The sequence below is a fragment of the Kamptonema formosum PCC 10802 genome (assembly GCF_000332335.1).
GTDB lineage: Bacteria > Cyanobacteriota > Cyanobacteriia > Cyanobacteriales > Oscillatoriaceae > Oscillatoria.
The window spans coordinates 5668606-5682690 of sequence record NZ_KB235948.1 but is presented as its reverse complement, the minus strand read 5'-3'; the positions used below and the strand labels follow the sequence as shown (position 1 = coordinate 5682690).

11 protein-coding genes are annotated in these 14085 nt (G+C 55.6%); 4 read left to right on the top strand and 7 right to left on the bottom strand.

What is annotated here, in order from left to right; all coding sequences use genetic code 11:
- Nucleotides 1-189: 189 nt before the first annotated feature.
- The 3 genes from gmd (at nt 190) to OSC10802_RS0124980 (ending at nt 3306) form a co-directional block, all read left to right on the top strand.
- Nucleotides 190-1269: a GDP-mannose 4,6-dehydratase gene (gmd, locus tag OSC10802_RS0124995; protein WP_017719508.1), complete on the top strand. Its 1080-nt coding sequence runs from the start codon at nt 190-192 to the stop codon at nt 1267-1269.
- A 176-nt stretch (nt 1270-1445) separates the two neighbouring features.
- The gene (locus tag OSC10802_RS0124990) at nt 1446-2390 is read left to right on the top strand and encodes a GDP-L-fucose synthase family protein (protein ID WP_017719507.1); all 945 of its coding nucleotides are present in this window, start codon (nt 1446-1448) and stop codon (nt 2388-2390) included.
- A 361-nt stretch (nt 2391-2751) separates the two neighbouring features.
- The gene (locus OSC10802_RS0124980) at nt 2752-3306 is read left to right on the top strand and encodes a 5-formyltetrahydrofolate cyclo-ligase (protein WP_017719506.1); all 555 of its coding nucleotides are present in this window, start codon (nt 2752-2754) and stop codon (nt 3304-3306) included.
- Nucleotides 3307-3496: 190 nt separating this feature from the next.
- Here the strand turns inward: OSC10802_RS0124980 and iscB are convergent, their stop codons facing one another.
- Complete coding sequence (gene iscB, locus OSC10802_RS0124975) at nt 3497-4789, bottom strand: RNA-guided endonuclease IscB (RefSeq protein ID WP_445727658.1); 1293 nt, start codon at nt 4787-4789, stop codon at nt 3497-3499.
- Between the two features lie 580 nt (nt 4790-5369).
- Between iscB and OSC10802_RS0124970 the strand changes: the two genes are divergently transcribed.
- Nucleotides 5370-6167: a carbohydrate ABC transporter permease gene (locus tag OSC10802_RS0124970; RefSeq protein ID WP_369797132.1), complete on the top strand. Its 798-nt coding sequence runs from the start codon at nt 5370-5372 to the stop codon at nt 6165-6167.
- 84 nt (nt 6168-6251) lie between these two features.
- Here OSC10802_RS0124970 and OSC10802_RS0124965 read toward each other — a convergent pair whose 3' ends face one another.
- The 6 genes from OSC10802_RS0124965 to OSC10802_RS0124935 all read right to left on the bottom strand — a co-directional run bounded on the left by OSC10802_RS0124965 (nt 6252) and on the right by OSC10802_RS0124935 (nt 13726).
- Complete coding sequence (locus OSC10802_RS0124965) at nt 6252-8873, bottom strand: HD family phosphohydrolase (RefSeq protein WP_017719503.1); 2622 nt, start codon at nt 8871-8873, stop codon at nt 6252-6254.
- Nucleotides 8874-9271: 398 nt separating this feature from the next.
- Nucleotides 9272-10297 (bottom strand): ADP-ribosylglycohydrolase family protein, encoded by a 1026-nt coding sequence (locus OSC10802_RS41705; protein WP_017719501.1) that lies wholly within the window; start codon nt 10295-10297, stop codon nt 9272-9274.
- Between the two features lie 74 nt (nt 10298-10371).
- The gene (aroQ, locus tag OSC10802_RS0124950) at nt 10372-10818 is read right to left on the bottom strand and encodes a type II 3-dehydroquinate dehydratase (RefSeq protein WP_017719500.1); all 447 of its coding nucleotides are present in this window, start codon (nt 10816-10818) and stop codon (nt 10372-10374) included.
- Between the two features lie 25 nt (nt 10819-10843).
- Nucleotides 10844-10981, bottom strand: a complete 138-nt coding sequence (locus OSC10802_RS53265; protein ID WP_017719499.1) for a hypothetical protein — start codon at nt 10979-10981, stop codon at nt 10844-10846.
- 135 nt (nt 10982-11116) lie between these two features.
- Nucleotides 11117-12376, bottom strand: coding sequence for a competence/damage-inducible protein A (locus OSC10802_RS0124940; RefSeq protein WP_017719498.1), 1260 nt, complete (start codon nt 12374-12376; stop codon nt 11117-11119).
- 297 nt (nt 12377-12673) lie between these two features.
- The gene (locus OSC10802_RS0124935; RefSeq protein WP_017719497.1) at nt 12674-13726 is read right to left on the bottom strand and encodes a glycosyltransferase family 4 protein; all 1053 of its coding nucleotides are present in this window, start codon (nt 13724-13726) and stop codon (nt 12674-12676) included.
- Nucleotides 13727-14085: the final 359 nt, after the last annotated feature.

The window sequence follows — 14085 nt, the reverse complement described above, 5'->3', positions numbered from 1 at the left end:
CTGAAGTCCCAGAGGGCAGATATCTTGCAGCCTGGATTCGGCGTGGGCCAGCCGGCTTGACCCAATTGGGGATGGGGGCTTCCAACCCCCCCCTGCGGGAAGCCGGTGAGAAGCCGCCGGACTGTCCATCGGGGAAAAGAATCTAATTTGAGGATTGTTCTTTGCAGTGAGTGATAAGGAATATTCACGATGACGGAACGCAAGCGAGCCCTAATCACCGGCATTACAGGTCAAGACGGCTCCTACTTGAGCGAGCTGTTGCTAGAGAAGGGGTATGAGGTTCACGGGATTATCCGGCGGACTTCGACGTTTAACACCGACCGGATTGACCATATCTATATAGACCCTCACAATGAGGGTGCCCGACTGTTCCTGCACTACGGTGACTTGACCGATGGCGTCACCCTACGGCGGATTCTCGAGGAAATCAAGCCGGTGGAGATTTACAACCTGGGCGCTCAATCCCACGTGCGGGTGAGTTTTGACGCACCGGAATATACCGTAGATACGGTGGGGATGGGCACCCTGCGCCTGCTGGAAGCGATTCGGGACTACCAGCACCGCACCGGCATTCAGGTGCGCTTCTACCAAGCCGGCTCCTCTGAAATGTTTGGCTTGGTGCAGGAGATCCCGCAGAAAGAGACAACCCCGTTTTATCCGCGCAGCCCCTACGCCTGCGCCAAGGTGTACGCTCACTGGCAAACGGTTAACTATCGGGAATCCTACGGACTGTTTGCGTGTAATGGAATACTGTTCAACCACGAAAGTGCACGTAGGGGTGAGACTTTCGTCACCCGCAAGATTACCCGGGCGCTCGCCCGCATAGTCGCCGGCAAACAGAAAAAACTCTACCTGGGCAACCTGGATTCCAAGCGCGACTGGGGCTACGCCAATGACTACGTGCGGGCGATGTGGCTAATGCTCCAGCAAGAGCAGCCCGACGATTACGTGATCTCCACCGGCGAAACTTATTCCGTGCGAGAGTTTCTCGATGTGGCGTTCAAATATGTCAATTTAAACTGGCAGGATTATGTGGAGTTTGACCCGCGCTACCTGCGCCCTGCTGAGGTTGACCTGCTAATCGGCGACTCCACAAAGGCGCGGGAGAAATTAGGCTGGCAACCCAGCGTCACTTTTGAGCAGTTAGTTGCTTTGATGGTAAAAGCTGACTTAGAAGCGCTAGGATTAGAGTCTCCCAGCGGGGATTCGATTCCGTCGCTGAAGGATGTGGCTTTTATCCGTCAAGATGCGGGCAGCCGGTTTGACTGACAGGATTGGCAGCTTTGCACATTGGTGGGATGAAGAACCCCACCCCCCAACCCCCTCCCCGTGTACGGGGAGGGGGAGCTTGAGGAGATTTTAGAGATCGCAGAAAAAATTTCAATTCTTCTTCCAGTGTGCAACGCCGGATTGGCTGAGGAATTTAGGCGGGGATGTGGTAAAATATGACAGCGCTAGATTTAAAAGACAAGCGGATTCTGGTAACAGGTGGGGCCGGTTTCTTAGGCCGGCAGGTCATCGCTCAGCTGTGCCAAGCAGGGGCTGACCCCGAGAAAATTTCGGTGACGCGCTCGCGAGACTGCGACCTGCGCGTCATGGAAAACTGCCAGCGTGCAGTACAACAGCAGGACGTTGTGATTCACCTCGCCGCTCGCGTCGGCGGCATTGGCCTGAATCGGGAAAAGCCGGCTGAGCTATTTTACGACAATTTGATGATGGGGGCGCAGCTGATTCACGCCGCCTATGAAGCTGGGGTGGAAAAGTTCGTCTGTGTCGGGACAATCTGCGCCTATCCCAAGTTTACGCCGGTGCCTTTTAAGGAGGAGGATCTGTGGAATGGCTATCCGGAGGAGACAAACGCTCCTTACGGGATAGCCAAAAAAGCTCTGCTGGTGCAACTCCAGTCCTACCGGCAGCAGTACGGGTTTAATGGCATCTATTTGCTGCCGGTGAATCTCTACGGTCCAGAGGATAATTTTGACCCCAGCAGTTCCCACGTCATCCCTGCCTTAATCCGCAAGGTGCACGAGGCGCAGGTGAGGGGAGACAAGCAGCTGCCGGTGTGGGGCGATGGCAGTCCTTCCCGCGAGTTTCTCTATGTGGATGATGCGGCGCGGGGAATTGTGATGGCTACTCTATCCTACAGTGACTCCGAGCCGGTGAATTTGGGAACCCATTATGAAATTACCATTAAGGATTTGGTTGAACTGATCTGCTCCCTGATGGGATTTGAGGGTGAACTCGTCTGGGAAACCGACAAGCCGAACGGACAGCCGCGCCGGTGTTTGGATACGGAACGGGCGAAGCAGGCGTTTGGCTTTACCGCGCAGATGGAGTTCAAGCAGGGGCTGAAGAATACCATTGACTGGTATCGCCAGCACGCTGAGTAATCAAAAGCCGGTCTGAAAAACCCGGTTTCTTTTGCAAGCCGGGTTTTTTGATTGTTGCGTGTTGCCGGTAGAGATTAGAACAATGCTGAGCTGTCTATTGCTGTTCAATCGCCGGTGCATTATATAGATGTATGGGAATGCTCCCATCCGCACCGGCACAAGAAGGGAGCGAAAATAGCTCTCCCCACCGCAACTTTAAAGCGGTTGGTTCTTGAGTTGTGAAAAGGATTTTTTTGAGAAACCGCCATAGACGCGCCAGCGGCTTCCCGTAGGGTAGACGCCAAGAGCGCCAAGGGAAGAAAAGAGAGAGGGGCTCACAAATTCTTTAGAACGGCTACAGTAAGATAAACAAGTAGGCTACATGGAAAAAGCACAACTGCGCCGGCATCTCCTCAAAACACGCCAGTCGATACCGGCACCCGAATGGCAGGAAAAAAGCGCTCAACTGTGCTATCACCTGCAATCCTCACCCCTCTTTACCCGAGCGCAAACTATTCTCGCCTATTTCAGCTTCCGCCAAGAACCCGACCTCAGCTCCCTGTTTGCCGGCAGTCGCAAATGGGGGTTCCCTCGATGTGTTGAAAAATCTCTCTTCTGGCACAGCTGGCAGCCCGGAGAACCCCTGCAAACCGGCCCTTACGGCATTTTTGAACCCCCGCCCGACTCCCCCGCCATACAGCCAAATCAGGTAGATTTAATCCTCGTGCCGGCTGTTGCTTGCGACTTTCGGGGATATCGCTTGGGTTACGGCGGCGGCTTCTACGACCGGCTCCTCAGCTCACCTGAATGGGCGTCAAAACCAAGCATCGGCATTGTGTTTGAATTTGCCCGCTTCCCCGAACTGCCGGTTGATTCCTGGGATAAACCCTTGCTCGGGGTTTGCACAGAAGCCGGTTTACAGATGGCTCAACAATGACATCTCCAATTTCCCAATCTCATCCCTCTGAACCCCGCGCACCGACTGTCAGCCAGCCAGAACAGAGTATTTTCCTGACATTCCGGTTGCCTAGTTTTTGCGCCGGTCAATAAATTTTAGAAACCGGGTTTCTTCGGTTCGGATAGAAACCCGGTTTATTGACTCTGATTTTTAAGACCGTCCCGGCTCTCTAGAAGCTATAACCGTAGCCATCCCCTTTTTGAATTGGCGTTAAATACTTGTAATTGACGCTGAATCGCTTCTTGTGGGCCACTTGTATTTTGAACTGGCCGTCTTGACCGATTGCAATCCGCCCTCTGTGGATGCCGGTGTATTTCCCCTTCGGAATGTCAGCTCGTGCGATATCACCCGTTGCCCATCCCTGATAAGTTTTAGCTCTGGACTTATGGGAAATAAGAAACCCGTTTTTGTCTGGGTTAACGCGCTGCCGGCAGCCTCTCCCTGTCGCTTTTATTAACAGTGGCTTTTCGATTTTGCTAGCATCCAAATTTTCGGGAGTTGACTCGCCAACACAGGCGGCGTCAAGCCAGTGAGTTTTTGGTAAGCCAAGGCGTTTTCGGTTATATTTGGTCAGTCCCCCCGAACCTGCTTCAACCGGCAATCCTGTATTTTTCAAACCTTCATACAGCGCCCATCTCGTTGAGTTAACAGCAGCGGCATCTTTCAAAGGCGCTTTGGCAGCGGAGAGGATGCGCTGCAGTAGGTCTGGTTTGCCCGACAGAAAATCCGCTACATCTCGGTTTCCCTTTTTCTCGTTGCACGGGTGGCAAGCCAAAGTGAGGTTAGAAACACAATTGCTTCCCCCCTTACTCCTGGGATAAATATGCTCGACTTCTAGGGGAGTCTCTTTGGCCCCACAGTAAGCGCACTTCCGCCCCCATTTCTCAAGCAAGTATTCACGAACCTCGCAGCCTTGTAACTCACCCTGCTGGTATTCAACCCCACTTATCTCTGGGTTTTGGATAACTTGCGTGTCAAATCTGACTAACTCCTGAGAAATAGCGCTGATTGGCGCAAAACGCCGCAGCCGGCGCACCCAGGCAACAATATTCTCAACCCTGCTGTTAAGGCTTGGGGGCAACCATCCAGCTTTCCGAAGCCGGTTGTTGAATCTTCGTGCGCGATAGCGAGTCTTTCGGTAGCGCCGGTTGCGTCGTTTCACCTTGCGGCTATTTAATGCCTCACGGATTTGAAAACCCCGATGCGTCAATTCTGCCGCCCAAACGACTGCGCCGGTCCTTTCGCTAACAATGGCCAATCCGGTGGTTTTGGAACCCGGATCTATTTTCAGTCTGAGTGGCTGAACTGGCTCACTGTCAACAGCCCGTTTAAGAATTACAGTAAAGGGATACAGCCTAAAAACAGCTGCTTTTCCTCCCTTGAGCAGCTTCCTTGCCCTACGAGGAGTCGTCGGATCGAGAGGTCTTCGATTTGTATCCAAAACAAAAACCTTCATGCAAATTAAACCCTCACAGGTCAGCCCATTGCTGGGTAATGTTTGCCTCGTTAAGGTTGGAGAAGCTTTTTAAGATCAACACACTGGCTTCCACTAACTACACCTTTTAATGCTGAGCGACAGAGCCACAAGCTGGCACCGCACCTGTGGGTGTCATGACTTCCCCAACGTAGCCCGGTCGTTCTAAAACCCAGGCTGAAACTGGCGATCCCGTCCTTTCGGCTGACGTAATAATACCGAATTTACGATTTATACGCCTTTAGTGGATCGCGATTGTCCGCCGCGCTCCAACCCACCTCCTTTGTCAGGAATTAGGTCAGACAAATACAATTACTATATTATGGCAGCGCCGAACTTAAATCAAGCATTTTTACAAAAATTTACATTTCCCGTGCCGGCCAAACTTAGCCCACAGAGGACAGAGGGATTCCCGATTGACCGGCCTGGCCGGCAGGACAGTTTAAACTTAAACTATTGAGACGTTAGACCTCAAGGGCCCAGCCCCCATTCAAACCAGATGACCCAATCCAAAACCCCCAACCCAAAGCCCAAAACTCAACAGGAGTCCAAGTGGAGATCCCTCGGGATGTACGTTCTGCTCACCGGCATCGCCCTGATCGCCCTCCTCCCCCTCCTCTGGCTGATCAGCACCTCCCTGAAATCCCCAACAGAAAACATCTTCCAGTTCCCGCCGCAATTGTGGCCAAGCCAGCCAACATTCCAGAACTATATCAAAGTTTGGCAGACCAACCCTTTCGGGCAGTACCTATTCAACAGCACCGTGGTTGCCGCCCTCACCGTCAGCATAAACTTGCTGTTTTGCTCCCTAGCCGCCTACCCCTTGGCGCGGCTTGACTTTCGGGGGCGAGACTTGATATTTGCCGGCGTCATCTCCACGATCATGATTCCCTTCCAAATCGTGATGATTCCCCTGTACATCTTAACAGTCCAGCTAGGTCTGAAAAACACCTATCTGGGCATCATTTTCCCCGCACTCGCCTCCGCCTTTGGCATTTTTCTCCTGCGGCAAGCCTTCCAAGGCGTTCCCAAAGAATTGGAAGAAGCCGCCCGCATCGACGGCTGCACCGAACTGGGGATTTGGTGGCACGTCATGCTGCCGGCGATCCGACCGGCACTCGTGACACTGGCCATTTTCGTCTTTATCGGCTCCTGGAGCGACTTCCTCTGGCCATTAATCGTCCTCGACCGGCCCGAATATTACACCCTGCCCTTAGGCGTAGCCACACTAGCCGGCACCTTCTCCCTAGATTGGCGTCTAATTGCAGCCGGTTCCGTAATTTCCATCGCGCCGGTGCTGCTGTTCTTTTTACTCCTCCAGAGGTACATAGTCCCCACAGATGCCGGCAGCGGGGTGAAGGGATGATTTTGGATTTTGGATTTTGGATTTTGGATTTTGGATTTTGGATTTTGGATTTTGGATTTTTGGATTCGATCTAAAATCTGGGATTTAAACTGTTGCCGGCTGAGGGCTGAGCGCTGCTTTGGGATAGGCAATGCGCTTGTGATTGAACTGCTGCCAAACCCGCACGAAAATTTCAGCAATTTTCGACATGTCCTCCCGCGTCAGCCCGGAATCAGCCAGCTGGCTGTCCTGCCAGCGAGCCCTGAGAATTTTATTCACCATATTCAGCGCTTCTTCTGGCGTCGCATCCTTGAGACTGCGCAGCGCCGCCTCGCAGGAATCCGCCAGCATCACAATTCCCGTTTCCCGCGACTGGGGAATTGGGCCATCGTAGCGGAAATCCTCCTCCCGCACTGTCAGGCTGGGGTTTTCCTTTGCCAGCTGCAGGGCTTGGTGATAGAAATAGGCGATTTGCATTGTGCCCTGGTGTTCCGGGATAAATGCTTGAATCGCCCCCGGAAGCCGGTACTTGCGCGCCATCGCCAGCCCCTCACTGACGTGCTTTTTAATAATCGCCGCACTCTTCCAGGGGTCATTGATCTCGTCGTGCTTATTGGGCCCGCCCATCTGATTTTCAATAAATCCCAGCGGGTCGTGCATTTTCCCAATATCGTGGTATAATGTTCCCGTCCGCACGAGTTCGACATTACACCCGAGCTCTCGGGCGGCTGCTTCTGCCAGGGTGGCAACAAACAGGGTGTGCTGAAAGGTGCCGGGGGCTTCAGCGGCGAGCCGCTTCAAAAGGGGCCGGTTGGGGTTGGCCAGTTCAGCGAGACGAATCGGAGTAACCAGGTCAAACAAGTTTTCCAGGTAAGGGCTGAGTCCGAGGGCCACAACACTCCACGCCAAGCCGGCGAGAGATTGCAAAGCCGCTGTGCTGAGCAGGGCATACCAGACCAAGCCAGCACTGGGACTGGCAATGAGAGTGGAGATCAGGTAGACGCCTCCCTGAGTTAATCCCACTGCGACGCCCAAGAGAGCCAGTTCCTCGCGGGAGCGCAATCTCCCGGATATCAAACCGCCGACTGCAGCGCTGGCGGCGCTGGCGAGCAGGGAAATGCCGTCAATTTCCAGGCCAACCGGCAGCACCCAAGCCAGCAGGCCGGCCACAGTCGCTCCCACGGCGGAGCCGTAGAAACTGCCGGCTAGCAAGCCAATGGCAGGCAAGCTGGTGGAGGGCACCCGCAAGGCCAGAAGCAGCGGGGCGCTCAGGGTGAGCAGCAACAGCAGGATGTGATCGCGCCGGCGCAGTCCGGGGTGAAATCGCCTTTCCACCAGCCAAAGCGCACCGACTGCCAAGCTGACGACCCCGCCAAAGCCGGCCAGCCCCAGCCAGTTGGGCTCTCGCTGACTCTTGCCGAAGTAATCGAGCAGCACAAAATCCGCCTGAGATATCTCCTGACCCGCTTGGACAATCACCTCGCCCCTCTCAATGGTGACGAAAACCGGCGGCACGGCTTGTGCCACTCGTTCTGCCTTTCGCCGCGTTTGTTCTGGGTCTTCCCGCAAGTTCGGCTGCAGGACGGAAAGCAGCAGCTTGCGAGCCAGGAAAGCCGCTTCAGAGGACGATCCAACCCTCACCTGCAGGCTCACCGTATCCTTTAATATGCCTTCCGGCAGCCCGGGAGAGATGCCTTGAACGAGAATGCGATCCGCCGCCTGATAGATGTTCTGCTGCATCTCCTGCCATGCGGCTTCAGACAGGTCGAACAGGGAGGAGTCGTAGGCTTTGATCGGGCCGGGGGCCAGGGGCTGCGAAAGGGCGGCCACAGCCTGGAAGTAACGCTGCCGCGCTCGGCTCACAGTATCGAGGAGGGCGGAGAAACTTTCGGGGGAAACCGATTGCCGGTAGGCGTGAAGTTCCGCAACGGCTTTCAACCCAGCGGCATTTAAGCTAGGACGGATATGTTTGATCGCGCCCCTCACCCCCTGAGTGGGGGGGGTGAGCCGCAGCGCCTCTAGGGATGCCTTCCACGGCGCAATAGGGGCTTGCGGCTTGGAGTCCGCAAGGGGACGTTTGCTTTCTGGCAGATCCCTAACTGCGGCTAGCACAGCGAGCCAGTCCGCCTCCCTGGCTTTCCGCAAGTACAGCTGCACCGGCGGCGACAAAATCAAATCTGAAGTGAAGGGCAGCTGTCCCGCCATCTGCCGGAGTTCGCTGCCCGCCGCCAGAGCCCGCCGCAGGTTTTTGTAGATTTGCTGGTTGACTGCCGGATCGATCGCCAGTACGGGAACCGAACCGGTACGGGCGGCTTTGCGGTTTTCTTCGGTGCTTTTGGTATCCTCCACCATCACCGACTCAGGAGCCACGATCGTGTAGGGAGCCACAGTGCCCACATCCAGTTTCGGCTTGTTGTAGAAGCGGTGGCCCATAGTGCCGGTCAGGCAAACTACTGCCAGTACCAGCGCTCCTGGTGTGTGCGCCCTGTAATTTTGGCGCGATGGCAGTGTTTGGCCCAATCCTGAGCCGCCACCCACTCGACCGCACGCCCCTGAGGGCAAAAGGCTTTTTAACGATTGCACTAGCGCTGGCACAGCGTCGCCTGAGATGTTAGCCTGACCCAAAATTTTCCGCCAGCGCTTAGGCTTAAGCCTTCTTCGCCACTGCTTGCTATAGCGGAGGCGAAACTGTTCAATTTGTCGCGTGAATGACTCAAGCGCCTTCATTTCAAGTCCCTGCTAGATACCCTGTTGCTGCTCAGGGCTTGTTTATCCCACACCCCTACTTTAACTGAGGAGGAAAGCAGGGGAAAATTACCGCGCTCCCTATACAGGGGAGATGTCTGTTTTTCCATATTTTCCATGCCTCTAAACGCACCAGTCACAGCAACCTCGCTCCCTTTTCCCAACATACCGCTTGTGACGGGCTGCTATATATCTTATGGGCATGGCTTTCTGCCGGCATTCCCCCAAGAGCAGATTTTCCTAAAACCTCCCTCGAACTGGCGTTTGGCGAAACACCCAGCCCCCTGCCTGTTGAGATCCCCCACTATCTCTAAATAAACAAGCTCAGACTATAGCAAATTTTGGCGATTTTGTCAATACTCCATCAGGCAGAGAAGCGATTAGCGAGGGCGAATGATCTGGGGAGCGGCCACAGCTCCCCACCGGCACGGTTCAATGCCCGCCCCTGCGGGCTGGTAAACGCCAGACCAAGCTGCAAGCAGGCGCGCTGCCAGCTGGAGAATCTCAGCCGCCCCCGCCACCCCCCACAGCTCCTTCAGGGGGGAGGTGCCAGCCGGCAAGCTGAGAGCAGAGCGCCACGCGGCAGGCATGCCGGCAGTGCTGTTATAGGCTCCTGACAGCGCCCCGGTTAGCATGCCGGTCAAAATCGGCTCGACGCCGGCACGAACAGCCCGCACAACAGACAGGCGCATATCTTCTGGGGTGCTCAGAAAACAGTAAAGCGCCAGGGCTACCGACGCACTTTCTGGAGAACTCCCACCGGCACCCCCATTAGCGGCGGCGCGAACGCCCGGTTCCCTCCTCCCCAGCTGCTCCACAGCCATTTCCAACCCAGCGCGGATCTCCAACAAACTCTCAACCCGCACAAGCAGCTCCCCTGTGGCGGGACTCACAAGACCTGCATCTTCAAGACAGGCAATCGTCTGCCGAATCAGAGTTTGAGGGTCGAATTTCTCTGTGAGCGCCATTGCCAGCGCACACCCAACAGCCAGAACTCCCTCACTTGCCTTCCTTGACGCTCCCACACTGAGGGCAGCCCCATGCAGCTGCGAGAGCAGTTTTTCTTCATTTTCGTGGTAAAACAGAGCAACGGGCAGGCAAATCGCTGCCGCCCTTGCCCCTCCCGTCCGGCTAGCCTGGGACATCTCCTCACTGCCACCCCAGCGGCTGACATTCAAAACGCCGCTGTGAATCAAGCTTTCAGCGCCAGCTACCGCCAGACGCCCCAAGCCTGCGGCCTGACTGCCCCGTCCGGGAGAGTCGGGCCCAAACCCCCGACCTCCCACATCAGGCCGGAGCTGCTGCAACTGGGCTCTCGACCGGCCCTGACAGCCGGCACCCAAAACTTCGCCCGCTGCTGCCCCCAGCAAGGCCCCTTGAAACCGGCTCAGGAGTGAGTAGCGCATCTTTGGCCTTCCTGAAGTGTGACTGATGCCGGCAGACCAGCAAATCTTTGACTTTTCAATTGACTCAAGAGTGCTTACGTTTGCCTGATATAGTTAACCAGAGCAATCAGTCCCAGGCGATAGCTCTCCGGGCCAAAGCCACTGATTTGCCCGACCGCCACCGGCGCAATGTAGGAGTGGTGCCGGAACGATTCCCTGCGGTAGATATTACTCAGGTGAACCTCTACAGTTGGGATCGCCACCGCTGCAATCGCATCTCTGATGGCCACACTGGTATGGGTGTAGGCACCCGGATTAATTAAAATGCCGTGATGCTGCCCCGAGGCAGCCTGAATAGCATCCACCAGCGCTCCTTCATGATTCGACTGCAGGGCTGAAACTTTGGCCTCTAGGGACTTGGCCTCCTGTTCTAACAATCGGTTGATTTCATCTAAAGTCACAGTGCCATAGACTCCGGGCTCTCGCTGGCCCAGGAGGTTGAGATTTGGCCCGTGCAGCGCCAGGATACTTAAGTTTCGCAACAGTCGCGCCTCACAAAGAAACAGACTACCGGCGGTGCTTGGGATCGTTCACTGGGATGGGAATGGGTTCGGGTTCTGGCCCTACGTCCGGCCCTAGCAGCGCCTCAATCAGCTTGCGAGCCCATTCCTTAAGTTTTTCCAGCACCTTCTCAATGTAGTCCATTGAACAGACAGCTCCTTTTATCGTACCTGAATTCCCGCTCGTACAGGGGGTAAACTGTCAAGCCACTGAAGCAAGAATTTAGTTCTTTACTACATGATAACCAATCATCCCAAATCATCAACCCTAGGGCTGAGCTCACTGGGGCACTGCTTCCAGCAGTTTTCGCCGCAGGTGGTCAAGGGCGGTGCGGGCGCTGAGGAGGCGCACTAGGTCGCGAGAGCGCCCCGCACCGAAGCGGTGCTGGAAACAAACCACCTCGCCAGATGGCCCTGCCAGTCCAATATAAACCAGACCCACCGGCTTGGCCTCTGTGCCGCCTCCGGGGCCGGCGATGCCGGTAACGCTCAGCCCCCAACTGGCACCCAGCCGCGTGCGGACCCCGGCAGCCATTTGCGCGGCCACCGCCTCACTCACCGCACCGTGCTGGGCCAAATCTTCCGGACTAACCCCCAAGAGGGAAATTTTCACCTGATTGTCATAGGCAATAACGCCGCCGAGAAAATAATTAGAACTGCCGGCGGCATCCGTCAGCATCTGGCCCAGGCCGCCGCCGGTGCACGACTCGGCCACGGCCAGGGTAAGACCTGCATCAAGCAGCACGCGACCGCACACCGACGCCAGAGTCTCCTCATCCGCCCCGAAACAGTCATTTCCGGCGAGAAGGCGCAGCTGTCCCTCCACCGGCGCAATCAGCTGCAGCGCCTCTGCTTGAGAACTCGCTTTAGCTGATATGCGCAACTTCACCTCACCATAACTGGCGTAGGGAGCCACTGTGGGGTTAGACAGGTACAGAAAGCTCTCCACTTTCTCCGCCAAAGCTGACTCAGCGATGCCCCAGAACTTTAAGGTCCGGCTGTAAATAATTTCCTTTCCCCAGCCCTGACTTTTCAGATAGGGAACAGCGGTTTCCTGCCACATCCGCTGCATTTCTGACGGGACGCCGGGGAAAGTCATAATGGTCAAGCCGGTGCTCTGCTGCCAGATGATGCCCGGTGCCGTGCCGGTAGGATTGGGCAAAATCTGGGCACCTTCTGGAATCAGGGCTTGTTTGCGGTTGCTCGGGCTCATCTGGCGTCCGCGGGCGGCGTGCTTGGCGGCGATGTCTTCGAGGACTGCCGGCTGCTCAGCCAGAGGAGCGCCAAAAAAGTCGGCTATCGTTTCGTGGGTGAGGTCGTCGGGCGTAGGGCCCAAACCGCCGGTGAAAATCAGCACTTGTGAGCGCTCGCCGGCAATGGCCAGTACGCGCTTGATGCGGTCTGGATTGTCCCCCACTGCGGTTTGGTAGTAGTGAGGGATTCCCAGCGCCGCCAGCTGCTGCGCCAGAAACTGGGCGTTGGTATTGGTGATGTCCCCTAACAGGAGTTCTGTGCCGACACAGATAATTTCAGCACTCATGGGATTGCAGAGTTTAGATTTTAGATTTTAGATTTTAGATTGTGCCGGCGCTGAAAATTTTAGATTTTATAGCGGTTTTCAGTTGGATGAAGTAAATGCCACAAACCCGGTTTCTTTAAGAAACCGGGTTTCTCAATACCTCACTCAGATGAAAAACGCTATATAGTTTGGATTTTTTTTATATTTTAGTGCCGGCCCTGAAAAATGCAAAATCCTCGTTTCCGGTAGAGGCGGGCGTGTGATGCCAGCCATTGGAACGAGGCTTGGGTGGAAAAACCGAGAGGGGTGCGGCTGGCGCTAAGATTGCCGGGCGTATTTCCAGACGCGCCAGCTGGTATAGCTCAGGAGGGCAGTGGCAGCGAGGGCATAAGCCAGCCCGCTGGGGAAGCCAGAAAACGCCAGGGCTAAACTGCCCACCCAGAGTGTGAGAGAGTAGATAAACAGGACGGCCCACCGGTGAGAGAGACCGGCCTGCAGCAGGCGGTGGTGCAGGTGGCGCTTGTCGGCAATAAAAGGAGATTTGCCCTCGCGCAGCCTGGACAGGATGACTGCGGACATGTCCAAAATGGGGACGGCCAGGATCAGGTAGGGCAGCAAGACTGCAGTGACGGCAGTGCTTTTCACTAAGCCAATCACGCCGACACCGGCGAGGGTGAAGCCCATGAAATAGGCTCCGCCATCGCCCATAAAAATCTCGGCGGGGTTAAAGTTGTATTTCAGGAAGCCCAGAGCCCCACCGGCTAGGGCTGCCGCAATCAGGGCGGCTGCCGGCTGGTGCATGAAGAGGCTGACGAACATCATCACGAGGGCGGCTATCCCAGACACGCCGGCGGCTAATCCGTCGAGACCGTCAATCCAGTTGATGGCATTGGCCATGCCCACGAGCCAAATCACCGTAATCGGCAAGCTCAGGATGTCCATATGGGTCAGCCCGAGAAAGGGAATCGTCAGAAAGTCAATGCTGACGCCGGCTTTCCAGGCCACACCGGCAACCAGGACTTGCATCAGCAGGCGGACAAAAGGCGAGAGGCTAAACAGGTCATCTGCCAAGCCAATCAGGAAGAAAGCCAGACCGCCAATCGTGACGCCCCAGATTTCATATTCTTTGTCGGGAGGCAGAATCGCACCACGGTAGTCTACAAAGCCCCCCAGTTTCCAGACAGCTAGGAGTGCAACTATGGTGCCGGCAAAAATAGACACGCCTCCCAATCGCACCATCGGGCGCTGGTGGACTTTGCGCCCACCTGGCTGGTCTACGCGGCCTATTTTGAGGCCAATGTTTTTGACAGCTGGTGTGCTCCAGAGCACAACGAGGTTAGAAACCAGAAATGCGACCAGGTGGTACAGCATGGAGAGGCATCTGAAATAACGAGGGTGCGAGACGAGTCGTGTGTCAGCCAGAGTCTACTATATTTCAGACATTCACAGCTCGCTGGACTTTACCGGAAAATGTCGGGGGCTGTGGGTGAGAGGGTGTGCTGGTGTTGGGAGAACAGGATCGCGCCCAGAGCGCCCTCCCGAGTCAGAAGTCCTGTCTATAGCGGTTGGATAACCATCATATCTCTGAGTGGGTGAATGGGCGCTATCGCTTGTTTTGTGGGCATCACGGCTTTCTTTCTCACAGCGGATAAGAGCAATTAACCGACCGTAAATCCTATCTGCCGTGGCGGCTGTCTCTCACCCAAAACCCAAACCCTCTCTCCCAAAAG